Source organism: Streptomyces vilmorinianum, assembly GCF_005517195.1.
Lineage (GTDB): Bacteria > Actinomycetota > Actinomycetes > Streptomycetales > Streptomycetaceae > Streptomyces > Streptomyces vilmorinianum.
The window spans coordinates 6,044,604-6,065,407 of sequence record NZ_CP040244.1 but is presented as its reverse complement, the minus strand read 5'-3'; the positions used below and the strand labels follow the sequence as shown (position 1 = coordinate 6,065,407).

At 70.8% G+C, this 20,804-nt stretch carries 12 protein-coding genes; 7 read left to right on the top strand and 5 right to left on the bottom strand.

Annotation, left to right across the window (positions count from 1 at the left end; translation table 11 throughout):
- The first annotated feature begins 188 nt into the window (after positions 1-188).
- The 6 genes from FDM97_RS27985 to FDM97_RS27955 all read left to right on the top strand — a co-directional run bounded on the left by FDM97_RS27985 (position 189) and on the right by FDM97_RS27955 (position 12,618).
- On the top strand, positions 189-1,163 hold the full coding sequence (locus FDM97_RS27985) for a tetratricopeptide repeat protein (protein WP_137993281.1): 975 nt from the start codon (positions 189-191) through the stop codon (positions 1,161-1,163).
- 586 nt (positions 1,164-1,749) lie between these two features.
- Positions 1,750-2,403, top strand: coding sequence for a DUF6230 family protein (locus tag FDM97_RS27975; RefSeq protein WP_137993280.1), 654 nt, complete (start codon positions 1,750-1,752; stop codon positions 2,401-2,403).
- 122 nt (positions 2,404-2,525) lie between these two features.
- Complete coding sequence (locus tag FDM97_RS27970) at positions 2,526-3,122, top strand: DUF6114 domain-containing protein (RefSeq protein ID WP_137993279.1); 597 nt, start codon at positions 2,526-2,528, stop codon at positions 3,120-3,122.
- On the top strand, positions 3,112-4,395 hold the full coding sequence (locus FDM97_RS27965) for a dihydrolipoyllysine-residue succinyltransferase component of 2-oxoglutarate dehydrogenase complex (RefSeq protein WP_254705782.1): 1,284 nt from the start codon (positions 3,112-3,114) through the stop codon (positions 4,393-4,395). The genes FDM97_RS27970 and FDM97_RS27965 overlap by 11 nt, the downstream gene beginning before the upstream one ends.
- A gap of 374 nt (positions 4,396-4,769) precedes the next feature.
- Positions 4,770-12,191, top strand: coding sequence for a polymorphic toxin type 27 domain-containing protein (locus FDM97_RS27960; RefSeq protein ID WP_137993278.1), 7,422 nt, complete (start codon positions 4,770-4,772; stop codon positions 12,189-12,191).
- A 19-nt stretch (positions 12,192-12,210) separates the two neighbouring features.
- Complete coding sequence (locus FDM97_RS27955) at positions 12,211-12,618, top strand: hypothetical protein (RefSeq protein WP_137993277.1); 408 nt, start codon at positions 12,211-12,213, stop codon at positions 12,616-12,618.
- 137 nt (positions 12,619-12,755) lie between these two features.
- Here the strand turns inward: FDM97_RS27955 and FDM97_RS27950 are convergent, their stop codons facing one another.
- The 4 genes from FDM97_RS27950 to pta all read right to left on the bottom strand — a co-directional run bounded on the left by FDM97_RS27950 (position 12,756) and on the right by pta (position 18,524).
- Positions 12,756-13,490 (bottom strand): hypothetical protein, encoded by a 735-nt coding sequence (locus FDM97_RS27950; protein WP_137993276.1) that lies wholly within the window; start codon positions 13,488-13,490, stop codon positions 12,756-12,758.
- 188 nt (positions 13,491-13,678) lie between these two features.
- Positions 13,679-15,109, bottom strand: a complete 1,431-nt coding sequence (gene pyk / locus FDM97_RS27945) for a pyruvate kinase (protein WP_137993275.1) — start codon at positions 15,107-15,109, stop codon at positions 13,679-13,681.
- A gap of 74 nt (positions 15,110-15,183) precedes the next feature.
- On the bottom strand, positions 15,184-16,446 hold the full coding sequence (locus FDM97_RS27940; RefSeq protein ID WP_137993274.1) for an acetate kinase: 1,263 nt from the start codon (positions 16,444-16,446) through the stop codon (positions 15,184-15,186).
- The gene (gene pta, locus FDM97_RS27935) at positions 16,443-18,524 is read right to left on the bottom strand and encodes a phosphate acetyltransferase (RefSeq protein WP_137993273.1); all 2,082 of its coding nucleotides are present in this window, start codon (positions 18,522-18,524) and stop codon (positions 16,443-16,445) included. The genes FDM97_RS27940 and pta overlap by 4 nt, the downstream gene beginning before the upstream one ends.
- Positions 18,525-18,782: 258 nt before the next feature.
- Here pta and FDM97_RS27930 point away from each other — a divergent pair, with 258 nt between their 5' ends.
- A complete protein-coding gene (locus FDM97_RS27930) occupies positions 18,783-19,808 on the top strand; it encodes an ATP-dependent 6-phosphofructokinase (RefSeq protein WP_137993272.1) in 1,026 nt (341 codons plus the stop codon).
- 248 nt (positions 19,809-20,056) lie between these two features.
- Here FDM97_RS27930 and FDM97_RS27925 read toward each other — a convergent pair whose 3' ends face one another.
- Positions 20,057-20,797 carry a tyrosine-protein phosphatase gene (locus tag FDM97_RS27925; protein ID WP_137993271.1) on the bottom strand — a complete coding sequence of 247 codons (741 nt, stop codon included), beginning with the start codon at positions 20,795-20,797 and terminating at the stop codon, positions 20,057-20,059.
- Between the last annotated feature and the right edge of the window lie 7 nt (positions 20,798-20,804).

The following is a 20,804-nucleotide window of genomic DNA, read 5'->3' as shown; positions in this document are numbered from 1 at the left end:
TACGCTACGACCTGTAGCGAAAGGCTTTGAGCGGCCCGAGCGACAACCACCGCACCGGGTGGGGACCCGGTGCGACCGAACAGGAACCGTGCACGTCCGTACGTCTCGCATACCGGCGGGAGACCTGCGGGCGGCACGGTTCAGCCATGGCTTACCGGTTACGCGCGCGGAAGGGGGAGGATGTACTCATGCAGCCCAGAAACATGTCCATGAGCGGCGTCGTCGACCTCGCCGCGGTGAAGGCGGCCGGAGAGGCCAAGGCGAAGGCGGAGCAGGCGCGTGCCGAGGCCGCCCGGCAGGGTGGCGCGGCGGCCGTCGCCCCCTCTGCCCTGGTGATCGATGTCGACGAGGCCGGCTTCGAGCGCGATGTTCTGCAGCGCTCCGCCGAGGTTCCGGTCGTCATCGACTTCTGGGCCGAGTGGTGCGAGCCGTGCAAGCAGCTCGGCCCCCTCCTGGAGCGCCTCGCCGTCGAGTACAACGGCCGCTTCCTTCTGGCCAAGGTCGACGTCGACGCCAACCAGATGCTGATGCAGCAGTTCGGCATCCAGGGAATTCCGGCCGTTTTCGCGGTGGTCGCCGGACAGGCGCTGCCGCTCTTCCAGGGCGCCGCGCCCGAGGCCCAGATCCGGCAGACCCTGGACCAGCTGATCCAGGTCGGCGAGGAGCGCTTCGGCCTCACGGGCATCACCGTCGACGCGGACGCCGAGCAGGCCGGCGCGCCGGCCCAGGCCCCGGTGCCGGCCGGTCCGTACGACGCGCTGCTCGAGGCGGCCATGTCGGCGCTGGACGCCGGTGACCTGGCCGGTGCGGTCCAGGCGTACAAGAACGTGCTGGCCGACGACCCAGGGCACCCGGAGGCCAAGCTGGGCCTGGCCCAGGCCGAACTGCTGGCCCGGGTGCAGGACATGGACCCGCAGCAGGTCCGCAAGAACGCGGCCGACAACCCGGCCGACGTCGACGCGCAGATCGCCGCCGCCGACCTCGATCTGGTGGGCGGTCATGTCGAGGACGCCTTCGGCCGGCTGGTCGACGCCGTGGCGCGCACGGCGGGCGAGGAGCGGGACCGGGCACGCCTGCGGCTCCTGGAGCTGTTCGAGGTGATCGGCTCCGACGACCCCCGGGTCACGGCGGGCCGCCAGGCCCTCGCGCGGGTGCTGTTCTGACCCGTTCCCTCCCCTGGTGGAGGGCGCCGATTTGGCGACACAGTGACAAAACGCGGCCGCGCTTTACCAAAACTTGGTAATCGCGGCCGCTGTTACTTGCAGTAAATCGAACCCGGATTTCTGTCCGGCTTTCACCGGCATCCTCCCTCAATGTCCGCGCCCTTGACAGCACCCTGTGTGGCCGGGCGACACCGCCCTGTCGTGGCGTGGTTATCAGGTCGTTACTAGTGAGTAACGAACCCCTTGTGCCCCGGCTCGGAATGGACCACGATCGGCGACGCTCGGTCCGATACCGCACCAGCCCCGGCCACCAACCGGGATCGCGGCGAGGGTCCCCACCGAGTGGGTCGGCGACAGTGGCGCCGGCCGTGGACAGGGGGGTTCCTGCGCACATCGGCAGGGCCTGTCCAAGCAGGGTTGCGCGCAAGGCGTGGCCAGTGGTTGTCGCTCGGGGGTGATCGCCGGTGAATCGGACGCGTCTCGCGGCCCGTGGTTCGGCGCTTCTTCCCGAGGACGTAGCACTTCTCCCATCCCAGGACGGGCCCTGGGCCCATCCGGAGATGTACGTCCGAGAAGGAGGATTCTCATGAAGTCCCAGGTTCGTGGCGGGACCAGATGGAAGCGGTTCGCCGTCGTCATGGTGCCGAGTGTGGCCGCGACGGCCGCGATCGGTGTCGGCCTGGCTCAGGGCGCGCTCGCCGCGTCCTTCAGCATCTCCGGCCAGGAGTTCAAGGTTAAGGCCGACAGCCTTGTCGGCAAGGACTTCGTCCAGTACGGCAATGTCGTGTCGGGCAAGGACCTCGAGGGCAAGCCGTTCGCTCAGCCGGTCGGCGTCTCGGGCTTCTCCGAGGCCTGGATCACCAACATGTGCCAGTCCGTCGTGACGCCGAACGTGCCGATCCTCGGCAACGTCTCGCTCGAGCTGCGGGCCGGTACGGACGCGAAGAACCCGGTCTACGCCAAGGACATCTACCTCGATGTCTCGTCGCTCGAGGCGGACGCCGAGTTCGGCAAGATCGACATCGGCGTCGCCGCGGGCAAGCTCCCGAAGACCGACGGCAAGCCCGGCATCCAGCCCGGCACGACGGCCAACCCGTACGGCTTCTCGCAGCGCGCCGAGGAGGCGAAGCTGACGGACGTGAGGCAGAAGGCGTGGGCGACGACCGCCGCCACCTTCAAGCTTCCCGACCTGAAGCTGAAGCTGCACACGGGCGCTCCCAAGGAGTGCTTCTCCGAGTAGTGCTCCTGCGGGTAGTGCTCCTCCATGGGCGGGGCCGTCCTGTGCGGCCCCGTCCGTTTCGGGGGAATGCTCCCCCTCTCTCCATTCTTCTCAGTACCACCGCTTCCAGGGAGCTGTTTTCCATGAGCGCCGAGTCCACTGGTTCCCGCGGATTCACCTACTGGCGGCTGCGTTTCCGTGTATGGCGGGGCAACCGGCCGTTCTGGGCAGGTCTGCTGACGTTGCTCGGCGGCGTACCGATCGCCTACCTGCCGTACGGCGACATGCGACTCGGCAACATGACGATCGCCATCGCGACGACGGCCGGTGCCGGCGCGCTCATCATCGGCGTGCTGCTCATCACGCTCGGTCTCACGATGTGGTTCCAGCCCATCGTCCGGGTGTTCGCGGGTGTCGCGGCGATCGTGCTGGGGCTCGTCTCCATCCCGGTGTCGAACTTCGGCGGCCTCGTCATCGGGTTCCTGCTCTCCCTGATCGGCGGCGGGATGTCGATCGCCTGGGCCCCGGGAGTCCCCGTGGAGGAATCGCCCGAGCAGGCGGCCGAGGCCGCGCCGGGCGAGCACGAGTACGACGGTCAGCCGGAAGGCCCGGGGGACGCCGAGGGCGCAGAAGCCTTCGAGCCGGTCCCGGTCCCGATCCCGGAGCAGCAGTCCGGCTCCGACGCGCAGGCGACCGACACGACGATCGACGCCAACGGCGGGAGGAACAGTGCGGGGTGACGAAACACAGTCGGCGCAGTCGGCGACGACTGGGGACGGCGCCACTCTGGCAAGGACGGGTCCGCGGCACGCGGCTCCGCGGAAGTCGCTGCTGACCAAGATCCAGGGACCCGCGGGCAAGGCGATGGCCCTGGCCGCCATGCCGACCGCGGTCCTGATGGGCATGGGCATGGCGCCCAAGCTCGCCGTCGCCGACGAGAAGGACATCCCCTTCGCGCCCGGTCCGTGCGTGACGCGCTCGGACGAGCCGGTGACGGAGGAGTCGACGAAGCCCGCCGCGACCGAGAGCCCCAAGCCGACGGCGAGCGCGAGCGCGACCCCGAAGCCGGAGGCCACCGAGGACCAGGAGACGCCCAAGCCGACGGCCAGCCCCTCGGCTGAGGAGACCTCCACGGCCCCCGTACTGCCGCTGTCCGGAGGCCAGCAGGCGCCGGCCGCGACGCCCACGCCCACCCCGACGAAGAGCACCAACCCGCTCGACCCGCTGGGTGTCGGCGACGCGATCAAGGACCTGTTCGACGGGCCCGACGCCACGCCGACCCCGACCCCGACGGCGACGGCCACGCCGACGACCGCGCCGACGACGGCCCCCGCGCCGACCGCCCCGGCCACCGAGAAGCCGGCGACGACGGCCTCGAAGACGGACACCGCGGTCGACACGACCAAGGCCGCCATCGAGGACGCCGCGGACAAGGCGGGCGCCAAGGTCGAGGAGCTGCCGGAGGACGTCAAGGGCACCGACGCCAAGAAGGACGAGGACATACCCGAAGGCGCCAAGCCGCGCTTCCCGTGCCCCGAGCCCGACCCGGAGGCACTCGCGGCGGCGGAGCTCGACCCGGGCGTCCCGCTCCTTCCGGACGAGCCGTGGATCCTGAACAGCACGAAGCTCACGCTGAAGGGCCTCAAGTACCACGGCATCGTCGAGGTGAAGACGGGCAGCGGGAAGATCAAGAAGGTCCTGAAGTTCACCGCGAGCGACGGCGTGGACATCAAGGACCTGCACCAGCGCACCGTCCACTCGGACGGCTTCACCGGGCACGTCCGGTCCGACAAGGGCTCGACGTCGACCATGACCAACGGCACGGTGACCATGTACACGGAGAGGCTGAAGGGCAACCTCTTCGGCCTGATCCCGGTCACCTTCAGCCCGGAGACGCCGCCGCCGCTCGACGTGCCGTTCGCGATCTTCACGGACGTGGAGGTCATCCAGGCGGGCCAGTTCGGCGGCACGCTCACGGTCCCGGGCCTGCGCAACACGATCGAGCCCAACTGACCGCACCACGAACCCGTCCGGGAGCCGCACAACGGCCGTGGGCCGCACCCCTGTTCACGGGGTGCGGCCCACAGTCGTCTCCGTCGAAGACGGGCGTCAGGCCGGGGCTCGGCGTCTACTCCGGGTAACAAGATGATCAAGCGGTGGATCGCTTTGTCCGCTGCTGTGGTTCTGTGCGGCCTTGGTGAAGATTATTTGATCTTCACGTGTGGAATCGGGTGTGACATTGTCGCGGCGTAAGCGGCAGCGCCAGTTCGTGGGGGGGCGGGCACGCTGGCACATGCCGCGCCGAGGGGGAGTGGGGCTGGGGCGGCGTTCTGCTGTCATGCCCATGGCTGATTCTGCCGAACGGTCGAGAGATTGCCAGGCAGACCATGACATTGCCCAAAGACGTCGGCAGACGCCGGCGTCGCATACGGTCCACGCTGACCAGAGCCACCAGTGCGACGGCGCTCGTCACCGCCGCAGCCGTACTGACCGGCCTCGTCCAGGCCGTACCGGCCGCGGCCGACACCGTGCCCGAACAGGACACCGGCCTCGACCGCAACACCATCGGCCAGGACCGGCGGCTCGACCGCTGCCTCACCGGGGTGGCGCTGCACGTCGGCGGCCCCCTGATGAAGGCCAAGGCCATCGAGGGCCTGACCGGCACCGAACAGCAGCTCCGCGACACCGTCGGGGACCGCGGCTGGATCGGCTACGGCCCCCTCGGCCAGGCCGCCGCCGCCGACAAGGAAGCGGCCGGCGTCTACTCCACTGTCAACACGGAGCGCACCACCGCCCTCGACGACGCCAACAAGCCCTACCGCGAGTCGGCGTGGGCCAGCGACGACATGGAGTGGCATGCGCCGAGTTTCGGCCAGGATGTCACCCGCTTCGCGCTCGTCACCCAGACCGAACTCGCCTGGCGCCTCGGCAAGGACGAGCACAGCCAGGCCAGCCCCGAGGCCATCGCCCGCGCCAAGGCCGTCACCGAGGAGAACCGCGGCAAGGATGACTGGCACGACTGGTCCGCGGACTCGATGCTGCGGGACGGCGAAGTCAGGTGGGACTACTTCGGCGGTACGACCTCCAGCGACATCGCGTCCTACCTGCGCCGCGGCGGCTTCGCGAAGGAGGCCCCGGCCAAGGACTCCCCGGCGTACCGCGTCGAGGTCGAGGACCTCAAGCAGGCCTGGGCCGCGTGTGACTGGCAGAACCCGGTCGACCCGCGGCGCACGCTCAACGAGCCCGTCATGAACGCGATGGTCGAGTGGGAGCAGGAGTACGCCGGCCAGGCCACCCAGCGCGCCACGATCATCAAGGCCGAGGCCGAGGCCTCGGCGGCGGCGCGCGAGGCCACCGACCAGATGATCCAGGCCATCGGGCAGGCGTGGTTCGCCGACCAGATCCTGACCTGGCGCAAGTACTGGACGGACACGCTCGCCAACGACCCGAACACCATCCTCGGCAAGCCCGACCAGGCGTTCTACGACAAGGCCACGGCCGACCTGGCCCAGGCCCGTACCAACGCCTCCTCCCTCGTCGCCTCGGCCAAGGCCCAGTCGGCCAAGGCCGCCGCCGCGGCACAGAAGGCGGCGACCGCGCAGCAGGAGGCCTGGGCTGTCGCCGACACGTCCCACGTGCCGCGCGGCCGGGGTCTGATGTACGCCCAGCAGTCGGTCCAGGTCGCCCGCGCCTCCGCCGCAGCCGCCGAGGCCGCAGCGAAGGCCACCGAGACCGCCCTGGCCGCCGCGAACGCGACGATCGCTACCAGTGACGCGCTGCTCGCGAAGGCGCAGACCGAATCGCACGCGATCAACACGGAGTTCCGCCGGGTCGCCGCCGAGGAGGCCGCCGCCCAGGCGAAGGCCGCCGCCGACAGCGCCGAGGCCAACGCCACGGCCGCCGCCGAGAGCGCCGCCACCGCGAAGGCCGCGCAGACGACGGCCGAGCAGAAGCGCGACAAGGCCAAGACCGCCGCGACCACGGCCGCCACCGAGCGGGCGAAGGCGCAGACGGAGCAGGCCACCGCCGTCGCCTCCCGTGCCAAGGCCGCGACCGAGCGCGCCAAGGCGAAGGAGGCCGAGGAGCGGGCGACCACGCAGCAGACGACGGCGAAGAACGCCGACACCGCTGCGGGAACGGCGACCGCTGACGCGACGGCGAAACGGAAGGTCGCCGACGAGAAGGCGAAGGCCGCGCAGACCGCGCGCGAGAAGGCGATCGAGGCCGTCCGGACGAGGCAGGCCACCGCGGCCCGCGCCGCCGCCCTCGAAGCCGCCGCCACCGCCGCCGAAGGCACGGAGGCTGCCGCGGAGACGCGGGCAGCGGCCACCGCCGCCCGTACGGCCGCGAACCAGGCCGTCGAGGCCGCCACCGCAGCCCAGACGGCCGCGGACCAGGCGACCACGGCCGCCGTCGGTGCGCGTACTGCCGCGACCACGGCGGAGGGTGCCGCCGAGCGTGCCCAGGCCAACGCGACCAGCGCGTGGTCGGCGTACCGCAACTCCCTCGACGCGGCTTCCACCGCGCACGTCGCCGCGGCCACCGCGCTCGACGCGTCGCAGGACGCCGCGATCCGCGCGGACAACGCCGCGACGGCCTCGGAGAACGCCACCGAGCTGGCCAAGAAGGCCCAGCAGGAGTCGGCCGCCGCCGGGACCAGCGCCGCCGAGGCCGTGAAGTCGGCCGCGACCGTCGTGGGCCGCGCCTACGCCGCCGGTCAGGCAGCGCTCGCCGCCCGCGACAGCGCCACGGCCGCGGTCGCCGCCGCTGGCGACGCCGTCGCGATCGGCACGCCGTACCAGGAGAAGGACAGCGCCGCCGCGTTCGCGGTGCTCGTCGGCCAGTCGTCGAAGACGATCGCCGAGCAGCAGGCGGCCGCTGCCGAGGCCAAGGCCGCCGAGGCCGCACAGGCCGCCTTGTCCGCGCAGCAGACCGCCGCGCAGGCCACGGGCGACGCGAAGCTCGCCGCCGAGGCAGCCGCCCGCGCGGCGAGCGATTCCGTCCGCGCCGTCGAGGCCGTGAGCCGCGCCCAGGCGTCCGCCGCCGAGGCCACCAACGCCCAGCAGGGCGCGAAGACGGCGTCCGACGCTGCCGCCGGTCACGCCCAGCAGGCCGGTGACGACGCCGCCTCCGCCCGCCTCACCGCGGACGGGGCGAGCAGCGTCGCCGTCGAGGCCGACCGTGAGGCCACGGACGCCGAGCGGCACGCCGCCGAGGCGAACGAGAAGGCCGGCCGGTCCGCCGCAGCCGCCGAGGAGGCCGCACGCAAGGCGGCCGAGGCGGAGCAGGAGGCCAAGGACGCCGAGACGAAGGCCAGCGACGCGGCGGGCGACAGCACCGCCGCCGAGGAGGCCGCGAAGAAGGCCGAGGAGCTACAGCGCGAGAAGAACGAGGCCGCGCACCAGGAGGCTCTGGGGGCGGGCACCACGCCCATCAAGGGTGGTGCCTCGAACTGGCCGGCGCTCGGTCAGCGCGAGCAGCAGATCCTGCTCGACGCGTGTGGCCAGACCTGTGTCGACGACTACCGGAAGGGCCTCGCGGCCGTCTCCGTGAACGTCGTCGAATGGGCTACCGCCAACGGCGGCCAGATCCTCTTCGAGCAGCTCGACGCCGCCAAGGTCAAGGCGTGCCTGGCCGGTTACGACGTCGAGGACTGCCTCTGGGCGCTCGTAGACGTCCCGTCGTCCTCCGTGATCGTGGGCCGCATGCCCGCGCTCGCGCTGGCGATCGAGAAGGTCGCCGACGGCATGCGGACGATCTTCAACGACGCCGACAACTCCCTGCGCCGGCTGAACGACCTCGCCGCCGTCATCAGCGACGTCCGCTCCACCCCGCGTCTCAACCGGTGCCTCGCCGGAGTCGCCCTGCACGCGGGCGGCGTCAAGACGAAGGCCGTCGCCATCGAGGGCCTGACCGGTGGCAACGAGGGCCTGGAAGCCGTCATCGGCGACCGTGGCTGGATCGGGTTCATGCCCCTGGGGCAGGCCAGCGACCAGGACCGCGACGCGGGTTACCTCTACCTGGACTCCTTCGCGGCCCAGAAGGCCATCCTGGAGGACGCCAACCGGCCGTACGCGATGAGCTCGTTCGACGACGGGATCACGCTGCACGCGCCGGAGTTCGGCGCCGACATCAGCGCCTACACCTACGCCACCCAGGCGAAGCTGGCCGACCGCATCGGCTGGGACGCGCACACCAACGCGAGCCCCGAGGCGATCGCCAAGGCCCGGCAGATCACCGAGCAGAACCGCGGCAAGGACGCCTGGCACGACTTCGCCGCCGACTTCATGCTGCGGGACTCCGAAGTCAACAACACCCGCTTCTACGGCGGGACGACGTCGGCCGACATCGGTATCTACCTGCGGCACGGTGGCTTCCCCGCCAAGAAGGTCACCGAAGGCACCCCCGAGTTCCGCATCGAGGTCGAGAACCTCAAGCAGGCCTGGGCCACGTGCAACCACGCGGACCCGGTGGACCCGCGCAACGCCCTGAGCGAGGCCGTCTCGCAGGCCTCGGCCGAGTGGGAGTCGGAGTACGCCGGTCAGGCCGCTCCGCGCGCCGTCATCATGCAGGCGGAGGCCGACGCCGCCGCCGCGACCCGGATCGCCACCGCCACCATGATCGAGGCCATCGGCCAGGCGTGGCGTGCCGACCAGATCCTGCGCTGGCAGAAGTACTGGCACGACCAGCTCGAAGCCGACCCGGACCACATCCTCAAGCCGAAGCAGGCCCTCTTCGACAAGGCGAAGACGGACCTCGCGAACGCCCGGGGCAAGGTCCAGGCACTCGTCACCAAGGCCAAGGAGCAGGCCGCCCTGGCCACCGCCGCCTCCCAGCGCGCGGCGACCGGACAGCAGCAGGCCTGGACGATCGCGGACGCCGCCGAGGTGCCGCGCGGCCGTGGCCTGATGTACGCCCAGCAGTCGGTGCAGGTCGCCCGCGCCTCCGGTGCGGCAGCTACGGCCGCCGCGAAGGCGACGGAGACCGCGCTGAACGCGGCGAACGCCACGGTCTCGACGTCGGAGGCGCTCCTCGCCCTGGCGAAGACCGAGGCGCACGCGGTGAACACCGCGTTCCGCCGTATCGCCGCGCAGGAGGCCGCCGCCCAGGCGAAGGCCGCGGCGGACAGCGCCGACGCCTACGCGGCCTCGGCCGCGGCGAATGCCGAGAAGGCCAAGAAGGCCAAGGAAACCGCGCTCGCGGAGGAGGAGCAGGCACGCCAGGCCGCGGCCGACGCACAGGCGCAGCGCGCCGTCGCCGAGCTGGAGCGCGCCAACGCGGCGGCCTACCGGGCCACCGCGGAGAGCGAGCGCGACAAGGCGAAAGCCTACGAGGCCGACGCCGTCGCCCAAGGGTTGATCGCCAGCAACGCCCGTACGTCGGCGGAGTCGGCGGGAGCCACGGCGTCGGCCCGCAGGGGTGACGCCGAGCAGGCAGAGCGCGACGCGATCGCCGCCCGCGACAAGGCCCTGGAGGCCGAGCAGCGGCGGGACTCGCTGAACGCGAAGGCGGCGGCCCTTGAGGCCAACGCCGCAGCCGACGAGGGTACGGCCGCGGCCGAGGCCTCCCGCGCCGCCGCGACCGACGCCCGTGCCGCCGCGAACACGGCGACCACGGCGGCCACCGAGGCCCGCGCGGCGGCGAACGCGGCCACGGCCGCGGCCACCAACGCGCGTGAGGCGGCCACCAAGGCGCAGGGCTCCGCGTCCCGCGCCAAGGCGGCGGCGGACAGTGCCTGGTCCGCGTACATGATCGCGGCCGGTTCCGCGGCTGCGGCGCACGCCGCGGCGGCCGAGGCCATCGACGCCTCGGAGGCGGCGGCGGCCGACGCCAAGGGCGCCAAGGAGCAGTCGGAGAAGGCCTCCGCGGCGGCCAAGGTCGCCAAGACGGAGGCCGCTGCCGCCCGCACCGAGGCCCTGCAGACCGCGGCCTGGGCGGCGACCACCGCCGGCAAGGCGCTCGCGGCCGTGCAGTCCTCGCTCGCGGCCCGTGACTCCGCCGCGGCGGTGATCAAGCCGGCGAACGAGGCGATCGCCCTCGGCGGTCCGTTCCAGGAGGTCGACAGCTCCGCGGCGTTCGCGGTGCTCACGGGGCAGCAGTCCCTGACGATCTCGCAGCAGCAGGCGGCGGCGGCAGCCGCCACCGCGAACCTGGCCCAGGCGTTCTCCGCCGAGGCACAGGCCCTCGCCGCGCAGGCCGCCGCGGACATGAAGCTCGCGGCGCAGGCGTCCGCTGCTGCGGCGGCGGACGCGCTCCGTGCCGCCAAGGCGTACGAGCGGGCCCAGGCCTCGGCCACCCAGGCCGCGAAGGACGCCAAGGAGGCCCAGACGGCGGCGAACCGTGCCGACGGCTACGCCCAGTCGGCCGGCAACGACGCGATGGCGGCGTCGTGGGCGGCGATGGACGCCGAGCAGGACGCCATCGCGGCGGACGCGGCGGCCACCGAGGCGGAGAAGGACGCCGCCAGCGCCCGTGCCGTGGCCACCAAGGCCGAGGAGGACGCCGCCAGCGCCCGCGCCACCGCCACCCAGGCGGAGGCCGACGCGACGGCGGCGGAAGCGGCCGCCGCCGGCGCGAGGGAAGCGGCGGAGGAGGCCCAGGCCGCCGCGGACCGCACGGAGAAGGGCGGTAACACCGAGCAGATCTCGCAGGGTGTCACCACCGGGATCAGCGACGTGTGGGCGGTCCTCGACCACATCGAGTACATCGGCGAGCCGCAGAACGTCGTCAAGGACAACTGCAGCCCGTGGCTCCATGTCGGCAACTGCACGATCACGTCCGACGTCACGTACAAGTCGCACGTCGACGTGTTCATGTGCATGGCGGCGTGGGAGACGTACTCGGGTGGCTGCCCGGACGCGGACACCGTCTACCTCGGCCCCGAGGTGTCGAAGGCGGAGACGAAGCGGCTCAGCGTCACGCTGACCATGACCCAGTTCAACTCGGGCATCGACCCGATCGACGTCCTGCTCGGCGACTTCATCGGCTGCGCCAAGCTGATCACCCCGGGCCTGTCCGGTGGCAGCTGGGGCGATTGCGCCTGGGCGGCCAGCTGGTTCGTCGCGGGCGTGATCTTCAGGACGGCGAAGGCCGCGGTGACGGCGCTGGACGCCGCCGTCAAGACTGGCATCGGGTTCATGGACGCCTTCCTGGCGCTTCGCACCATCGGTCTGACCGAGGCCGCCATCCAGGGCATCATCAGCCGTATCCTCCGGAAGATCGGCGCGGCGTGCGAGGCGGCGGACACCGCGACCTTCACGCTCGCGTCGTTCTCCGTCGCGTCGGTCGACGACGACGCCGTCAAAAAGTGCGCCGAGATCCTCAAGGACATCGTCAAGGACGGTGATCACATCGTCCTCGGAGTCAACCCCTACTCGGACGAACTGGCCAAGGCTGTCGGTGGGCGCACATTCAATGGCAAGGAGTTCGGTCACGAAATGCCGGAATCAATGGGGTTGGGGGTTCGCGGCCTGTGGACGGTGGGAGTGGAGAGAGCGGTGACCAACCCCAACGTGAAGATCTCGGTGTCCCTCGACGGTGTCGCCGGTGCCAAGAACGCCGACGAGGCGCTGACTCTGCTTCTGGCGCGAGGGGACACGATCCCGAACAGCGACTGGAAGCTCATCCAGTCCGAGGGCTACGGAACCGCATGGGAGATGGTCAAACTCCGTGCGGCCCTCCGACTGGAGTACCGCAAGTGGGACTCCATCGAGTGGCACATGACCGTGCTCGACGACACGGGCAAGCCAGTGGTCAAGCAGGTGTACCCGACGCGCTTGACGTACGCCAACGGAGTACCGGTCGAATAGTGAGAGGAGGATGGTGGTCATGACGGATTTCATCCGGGAGGGGCGGCTCTTCAGAGTCACCGGGTTCCTCCCCTCGCACCGGCAGCTCTTCCTGGCCAGTGAGGCCACACTGGTGGACCAGACCACGACGAGGGTCGAGGTCTCCTTCGGGCATGTGGAACTGATGTTCCTCAAGCCCTTCTACCGGAACGGGCTCCACATCCGGCGGGCGACCGCCGCCGAGTTCGCCGTGCTCAGCGAACGGCACGGTATTCCGGCGGAGGACGCCTCCTACACCTGGATGCTGGAGCGGGACGGCGACAGCTTCGTCGTCGCCGCCAATCCGTCCTGGCGGGAGGCGGAGTACGAGCTGATGGGTGAGCGGCAGTCGTTGTACGACGGGCCCTGGCCACCGGAGTTCCCGGCGGAATCGGGGTCGGTCGACTGACCGTCCGCCGTCCGGAGCCGCCGAGGGGTAGCAGCCTCGGCGGCTCCGGACGGAGGTGAGCCGACCAAAAGAGGGGGCGTCCCCAGTGAGATGCACTCACTGGGGACGGCCCCCTCTCCGTGCCTACGGCAGCGGCGTCAGCCCTTCGCGCCCGCGATCCGCTCCAGCTGGGCCTGGACCACCGGCTCCGGGATCGCGGCCTTCTTCGCGTCCAGCATGTTCACGCCGTAGAACGCGGCGATGACGCCTCCGCTGCGCACGACCGTGTACGTCATGGGCATCTTCTGGTTGCCGATGTCGCCGGTGATCCGGTAGCCGACCGCCTCGTCGCCCAGCTTCGGCGCCGGGAGGCCCTCGACCTTTCCGTACGTCAGGCCCAGCGTCTTGAAGCCCTTGGGACATTCGGTGACGGCTGTGCGGAGGTCCTTCATGACCTGGATCGCGTTGTCCTCCGAGTGGGAGGCGAGCCACATGGAGCCGACCGTCGCGTTGGTCGCCTCACCGGGCTGAAGGGAGCGGTGCACCACGCTCACCGCGGGGATGTGCGTGAAGCCGCCGATCAGGCTCGCGAGGGGCTGGCAGACTTTTTTGTCGGCCTCCATGCCGCGGCCGGCTTCGACCTCCGACTTGGCTATCTTCTTGGCATCGAATCCCGCGGTCTTTCCGGTGAGGACCACCGTTTCGAGTGCCTTGGTGTCCAGTGCCCCCAGGCGCTTCGCCTCGGCAGCCTCTTTCTCCTCGGCGCTCTGCGTGCTCTTCGCGCCCGCCTTCGGCTTCTTGTCGCCGGATTCCGTCGATTCGCCGCTGCACGCGGCCATCAGGAGCAGGGCCGGCAGTACGGCGGCGATGGGGAGGGCCCTACGCAGTCTCATGTTCTTTTTCTTCCAGGCATCTCTCGCGGGCGAAGAACAGGCGAAATGATCTTACTGGCGGTAGAGAGCCCTGCTCATTACTTTTTGGCGTCGACTCAGGAGCCGTGCGACAGATACAGGACAACGCCGAGGGCGGCACCCGGATCCTCTCCCGGTGCCGCCCTCGGTGATGTTCGGGTCAAACCGCGTCAGTCGCGCTGGCCGCCGCCCAGGTGGTGGACCCGGACCATGTTCGTGGTGCCGGGGACGCCGGGGGGCGAGCCGGCCGTGATGACCATCGTGTCGCCCGCGTTGTAGCGCTGGAGCTTCAGGAGCTCCGCGTCGACCAGTTCGACCATCGCGTCCGTGGTCTCCACGAACGGGGCCAGGAAGGACTCCACGCCCCAGCTCAGGGTCAGCTGGTTGCGCGTGGACTCGTCCGTCGTGAACGCCAGGATCGGCTGGGTCGCGCGGTAGCGCGAGAGGCGGCGGGCGGTGTCGCCGGACTTGGTGAAGGCGATCAGGGCCTTGCCGCCGAGGAAGTCGGCGATCTCGCAGGCCGCGCGGGCGACCGAACCGCCCTGGGTGCGCGGCTTCTTGCCGGGCACGAGAGGCTGCAGGCCCTTGGAGAGGAGCTCCTCCTCGGCCGCGGCGACGATCTTCGACATGGTCTTGACCGTCTCGATCGGGTACGCGCCGACCGAGGACTCCGCCGAGAGCATGACCGCGTCCGCGCCGTCCAGGATCGCGTTGGCCACGTCGGAGGCCTCGGCGCGCGTGGGGCGGGAGTTGGTGATCATCGACTCCATCATCTGGGTCGCGACGATGACCGGCTTGGCGTTGCGGCGGCACATCTCCACGAGGCGCTTCTGCACCATCGGGACCTTCTCCAGCGGGTACTCCACGGCCAGGTCGCCACGGGCCACCATCACCGCGTCGAAGGCCGCGACGACGTCCGCCATGTTCTCGACCGCCTGCGGCTTCTCCACCTTGGCGATGACCGGGACCCGGCGTCCCTCCTCGTCCATCACCTTGTGGACGTCCTTGACGTCGTTGGCGTCACGGACGAAGGAGAGCGCGACCATGTCGCAGCCCATCCGGAGCGCGAAGCGGAGGTCCTCGACGTCCTTCTCGGACAGGGCCGGGACGTTGACGGCCGCGCCCGGGAGGTTGATGCCCTTGTGGTCGGAGATGACGCCGCCCTCGACGACGATCGTCTTGACCCGCGGGCCCTCGACCTCGACGACCCGCAGCTCGACGTTGCCGTCGTTGATCAGGACCTGGTCGCCCTTGGAGACGTCTCCGGGCAGCCCCTTGTACGTGGTGCCGCAGATGGACTTGTCACCGGGGACGTCCTCGACGGTGATGGTGAACTCGTCACCGCGCACCAGCTCGACGGGACCCTCCGCGAAGGTCTCCAGACGGATCTTGGGGCCCTGAAGGTCGGCGAGCACGCCCACGGCGCGGCCGGTGTCCGCCACCGCCCTGCGGAGACGGTCGTACCGCTCCTGGTGCTCTGCCTGGGTCCCGTGGCTCATGTTGAATCGGGCCACGTTCATGCCGGCCTCGATGAGAGCCTTCAGCTGCTCATACGAGTCGACGGCGGGGCCCAGCGTGCAGACGATTTTGGAACGGCGCATGAGGCGGATCCTATCGGTTTGTTTCGCTGCGGAATATTCCGGCTGGTGGAAAGTACAAATGGGCGGGGGCCCGCTCAGGCGTTCACCAACTCGAACGTCTGTCGAGCGATCTCCAGCTCCTCGTCCGTCGGCACCACGGCGACCGCCACCCGTGCGTACTCCGGCGAGATCAGCCGCGCCTCGTCGGAACGTACGGCGTTGAGGCCGGCGTCCACCGCCAGACCCAGCTCCTCCAGGCCGGCGATCGCAGCTTCCCGCACCGGAGCCGCGTTCTCACCGACACCCGCCGTGAACGCGACCGCGTCCACCCGCCCGAGTACGGCGTAGTACGCCCCGATGTACTTCTTCAACCGGTGGATGTAGATGTCGAAGGCGAGGGCGGCCCGCTCGTCGCCCTCGTCGATCCGGCGGCGGATCTCCCGCATGTCGTTGTCCCCGCAGAGCCCGACGAGACCCGACTTCTTGTTGAGCAGGACGTCCACGTCGTCCTCGGACATGCCGGCCACCCGCTTGAGGTGGAAGGTGACCGCCGGGTCGATGTCGCCCGAGCGGGTGCCCATGACCAGGCCCTCCAGCGGGGTCAGGCCCATCGAGGTGTCCACGCACCGCCCGCCCCGGACCGCGGAGGCCGAGGCCCCGTTGCCCAGGTGCAGCACGATCACGTTCACCTCCTTTGGCGCCTTGCCCAGCAGCTTCGCCGTCTCCCGGGAGACGTACGCGTGCGAGGTGCCGTGGAATCCGTACCGCCGGATACGGTGCGCGTCCGCGGTCTCCACGTCGATCGCGTACCGGGCCGCGGACTCCGGCATCGTCGTGTGGAAGGCGGTGTCGAAGACCGCGACCTGCGGCAGGTCGGGGCGCAGCGCCTGTGCCGTACGGATCCCGGTGAGGTTCGCCGGGTTGTGCAGCGGCGCCACCGGCACGAGGCGCTCGATCTCGGCCAGCACCTCGTCGTCGATGACCGTCGGCGCGCTGAACCGCAGCCCGCCGTGCACCACCCGGTGGCCGATCGCCGCCAGCTCGGGGGAGTCCAGGCCGAGCCCGTCCGCCGCCAGCTCCTCGGCCACCGCCTTCAGCGCGGCCGCGTGGTCGGCCACGGGGCCGGTCCTCTCGCGCTTCTCTCCTCCCCCGTCCCGCAGCGGGGTGTGCACGAGCCGCGAGGTCTCCTCGCCGATCCGCTCCACCAGGCCGACCGCGAGCCGGGACCCCTCCTTCATGTCGAGGAGCTGGTACTTCACCGACGACGAGCCGGAGTTGAGGACGAGGACACGCGAGGCATGAGGGGCCGAGCGAAGCTCGTCAGGCAGGGCGGCGGTGGGAGACGGGTGGGACGTCATGCGGGGAGCTCCTGACCCTGGGACTGGATCGCCGTGATGGCGACCGTGTTGACGATGTCGCTGACGAGCGCGCCGCGCGAGAGGTCGTTCACGGGCTTGCGCAGACCCTGCAGGACCGGTCCGACGGCCACGGCGCCGGCCGAGCGCTGCACGGCCTTGTAGGTGTTGTTGCCGGTGTTGAGGTCCGGGAAGATCAGGACGGTCGCCTGCCCGGCCACCTCCGACCCCGGCAGCTTGGTCGCGGCGACGGACGGCTCCACCGCCGCGTCGTACTGGATGGGCCCCTCGATCCGCAGCTGCGGGCTGGACTCCCGTACCAGCTTGGTCGCCTCGCGCACCTTGTCGACGTCCGCGCCGGAGCCGGAGGTGCCGGTGGAGTACGAGAGCATCGCGATCCGCGGCTCGACGCCGAAGCGGGCCGCGGTGGCCGCCGACTGCACGGCGATGTCCGCGAGCTGCACGGCGTTCGGGTCCGGGTTGACCGCGCAGTCCCCGTACACCAGGACCTTGTCGGCCAGGCACATGAAGAAGACGGAGGAGACGATCGAGGCGTCCGGCTTCGTCTTGATGATCTCGAAGGCGGGGCGGATGGTCGCGGCGGTGGAGTGCACCGAGCCGGAGACCATGCCGTCGGCGAGCCCCTCCTCGACCATCAGCGTGCCGAAGTAGTTCACGTCCGAGACGACGTCGTACGCCAGCTCGACGGTGACGCCCTTGTGGGCGCGCAGGGCGGCGTACTTCTCCGCGAAGGCGTCCCGCAGCTCGGAGGTCTGCGGGTCGATCAGCTGGGCGTCGCCCAGGTTCACGCTGAGGTCGGCGGCCTTCTTCCGGATGGTCTCCACATCGCCGAGCAGGGTCAGATCGCAGACGTCCCGGCGCAGCAGCACGTCGGCGGCGCGCAGCACGCGTTCCTCCGTGCCCTCCGGCAGGACCACGCGGCGGCGGTCGGCGCGGGCCTGCTCCAGGAGATCGTGCTCGAACATCATCGGGGTGACCCGGCCGCTGCGCGCCACCGAGATCCGCTTCAGCAGGTCGGAGGTGTCCACGTGGCGCTCGAAGAGGCCGAGGGCGGTCTCCGTCTTGCGGGGCGTGGCCGCGTTCAACTTCCCTTCGAGGGAGAAGAGTTCGGCGGCCGTGGGGAAGCTGGTGCCGGGGACGGAGATGACCGGGGTGCCGGGCGCGAGACGGGCGGCCAGGGTCAGGATCTCCTCGCTCGGTCGCTCGTTCAGGGTGAGCAGCACACCGGCGATGGGCGGCGTGCCGGCCGAGTGGGCCGCGAGCGCGCCCACGACGAGGTCGGCGCGGTCCCCGGGGGTGACCACCAGGCAGCCAGGGGTGAGCGCGTTGAGGAAGTTCGGCAGCATCGCGCCGCCGAAGACGAAGCCCAGGGCGTCCCGGGCCAGGCCCGCGTCGTCGCCCAGGACGACCGAGGCGCCCAGGTGGTGGGTGATCTGCGCGACCGTGGGGGCGGCGAGGGCCGGCTCGTCGGGCAGGACGTAACAGGGCACGGGCAGCCGGGCGGAGAGCCGCTCGGCGATGAGCTCCCGGTCCTCGCCGGCCACCCGGTTGACGACCATCGCGAGGACGTCGCAGCCGAGCCCGTCGTACGCCCGGAAGGCGTTGCGGGCCTCGGCCCGTACGGACTCGGGGGTCTGGCCCTTGCCGCCGACGACGGGTATCACCGAGGCGCCGAACTCGTTGGCGAGGCGCGCGTTGAGCGCCAGCTCGTCGGGGAGCTGGGTGGCCGCGAAGTCCGTACCGAGGACGAGCACGACCTCGTAGTCGCGGGCCACGGCGTGGAAGCGGTCGACGAGCCGGGAGACCAGCGCGTCCGTGCCCTGCTCGGCCTGGAGCGTGGAGGCCTCCTGGTAGTCCATGCCGTAGACGGTCGACGCGTCCTGGGAGAGCCGGTAGCGGGCCCGCAGCAGATCGAACAGCCGGTCGGGACCGTCGTGCACCAGCGGACGGAACACCCCCACCCGGTCCACCTGGCGGGTCAGGAGCTCCATGACTCCCAGCTCGACGACCTGCCGGCCGTCTCCGCGGTCGATCCCGGTCACGTACACGCTGCGCGTCACGCCGTGGTCTCCTGTCCAGTCCTGTCCGCCCGGTCTCGTCAACCGAGTGTGTTCAAAAAACCCCGATAGGGTGGCATTGCCCTCTTGACAATACCTCTGGGGGTGGATACGACGCCCGCCGGACGAAGGGCCCGGAAGAGGGGACGAAAGGCCCCGGGGGCCGGACGCGCGGAGCAGCCGGGAGCGCGGCGGCAGGGCCGGGCGTGTGAGAATCGACAGAGCTCACATGTACCACTACCGAGCAGGAGACGTAGCACGATGCGCATCGGAGTTCTCACCGCAGGCGGCGACTGTCCTGGCCTGAACGCAGTGATCCGGTCGGTCGTGCACCGCGCGCTCACCGGCCACAACGACGAAGTCATCGGCTTCGAGGACGGGTTCAAGGGTCTCCTCGACGGTCACTACCGCCCGCTCGACCTCAACGCGGTCAGCGGCATCCTCGCCCGCGGCGGCACCATCCTCGGCTCCGCCCGCCTGGAGCGCAACCGGCTGGCCGAAGCCGCCGAGTCCGCCCCGGAGTTGGCGAAGAAGTACGGCATCGACGTGCTCATCCCCATCGGCGGCGAAGGCACCCTGACCGCCGCCCGGATGCTCTCCGACGCCGGCATGCCCGTCGTCGGCGTCCCCAAGACGATCGACAACGACATCTCCTCCACCGACCGCACCTTCGGCTTCGACACCGCCGTGGGCGTGGCGACGGAGGCCATAGACCGTCTGAAGACCACCGCCGAGTCCCACCAGCGCGTGATGGTCGTCGAGGTGATGGGCCGGCACGCCGGCTGGATCGCCCTGGAGTCCGGCATGGCCGGCGGCGCGCACGGCATCTGCCTGCCCGAACGGCCCTTCCAGGTCGACGACCTCGTCAAGATGGTCGAGGAGCGCTTCGCACGCGGCAAGAAGTTCGCCGTCGTCTGCGTCGCCGAGGGCGCGCACCCCGCCGAGGGCTCCATGGAGTACAAGAAGGGCGAGATCGACCAGTACGGCCACGAGCGCTTCCAGGGCATCGGCAACCGGCTCGCGGTCGAGCTGGAGCGCCGCCTCGGCAAGGAGGCGCGGCCGGTCATTCTGGGCCACGTCCAGCGCGGCGGCACGCCGACGGCGTACGACCGGGTGCTCGCGACCCGCTTCGGCTGGCACGCGGTGGAGGCTGCGCACGAGGGCGAGTTCGGGAAGATGACGGCCCTGCGCGGCACGGACATCGAGATGGTGCCGCTCGCCGAGGCCGTCACGCAGCTGAAGACGGTCCCGGAGAACCGTATGGCCGAGGCCGAGTCGGTCTTCTGAGCGAGACTTCGCAACAGGCCCCGATCGTCCCCCGGTGGACGATCGGGGCCTTTGCCTTCGGCGCCGCTGACCGCACCCGTCGCCGGGGACGTACGGATACGGGTGACCGGTTCTGACCTCTGCCTCGACGAGCGCCGGGATCCCCTCCGGGCGGGCGGATCCCCTCCGGCGGGCGGATCCCGGCGCGTGCGTGACCGTCGTCGGCGACCGCACGGCCGCGTGGGCCGCCTCTTCGGCCCCGACCGCCGCTAGGACGCGGAGGCGCGCTCCACGAGACGGTCCCGCAGCGCTTCCACCACGGACGGCTCAAGGCCCACGTGCCCGGTGACGTACGCGTACACCGAGCCGTACTCCTCGCGCAGGTCCGCGAGGAAGAGCCGCATGATGTCGGCCGGCGCCCGGCCGTACGCCGGCCAGCGCAGCTCGCGCCCGGGATGGGCGGCGTGCCAGTCGGCGACCAGACGCGCGGTGGCGAGCTCGGTCAGCGCGAAGTCGTCGAGGATCTGCTCGTCGGACACGTCGAGGAGGCCGAGCAGCACGGCGGCCAGCAGACCCGTACGGTCCTTGCCGGAAGCGCAGTGGAAGACGAGCGGACCCTCGGCGGACGCGATCACCTCCAAGGCCTCGCGCAGCTCCGCCGCGCCGTCGGCCGCGACCTCGGCGAACCGGTCGGCGAGGTAGCGCCACGGGTCGAGGTCCGGGTCGATCTCCGCCTGGTCGTAGGGGCGGTGCTCGATGCTCAGGTTGTGCCAGGCGATGCCGTCGGTCTTCGGCATACGGCCCTTGGCGGTGATCTCCCACGGATAGCGCAGGTCGATCACGCTCTCCACGCCGAGCGCGTGGAAGCGGTCCAGATCGGGACCGCGCAGCTTGGCGAGGGAGTCGGAACGGTAGAGGACGTTCCATCGGACGGTTCCGCCGTCGGCGGTCCGATAGCCACCCAGATCACGGAAGTTGTGGAGATTCTCGAACGGTATGTGTCGTCTCACGCCGACA

What these genes read in the sequence shown, in the direction of transcription:
- pyk (WP_137993275.1), bottom strand. Translation starts at nt 15,109, where the DNA reads ATGCGCCGTTCCAAAATCGTCTGCACGCTGGGCCCCGCCGTCGACTCG.
- FDM97_RS27950 (WP_137993276.1), bottom strand. Translation starts at nt 13,490, where the DNA reads ATGAGACTGCGTAGGGCCCTCCCCATCGCCGCCGTACTGCCGGCCCTG.
- FDM97_RS27930 (WP_137993272.1), top strand. Translation starts at nt 18,783, where the DNA reads ATGCGCATCGGAGTTCTCACCGCAGGCGGCGACTGTCCTGGCCTGAAC.
- FDM97_RS27970 (WP_137993279.1), top strand. Translation starts at nt 2,526, where the DNA reads ATGAGCGCCGAGTCCACTGGTTCCCGCGGATTCACCTACTGGCGGCTG.
- FDM97_RS27975 (WP_137993280.1), top strand. Translation starts at nt 1,750, where the DNA reads ATGAAGTCCCAGGTTCGTGGCGGGACCAGATGGAAGCGGTTCGCCGTC.
- FDM97_RS27955 (WP_137993277.1), top strand. Translation starts at nt 12,211, where the DNA reads ATGACGGATTTCATCCGGGAGGGGCGGCTCTTCAGAGTCACCGGGTTC.
- FDM97_RS27940 (WP_137993274.1), bottom strand. Translation starts at nt 16,446, where the DNA reads ATGACGTCCCACCCGTCTCCCACCGCCGCCCTGCCTGACGAGCTTCGC.
- FDM97_RS27985 (WP_137993281.1), top strand. Translation starts at nt 189, where the DNA reads ATGCAGCCCAGAAACATGTCCATGAGCGGCGTCGTCGACCTCGCCGCG.
- FDM97_RS27960 (WP_137993278.1), top strand. Translation starts at nt 4,770, where the DNA reads ATGACATTGCCCAAAGACGTCGGCAGACGCCGGCGTCGCATACGGTCC.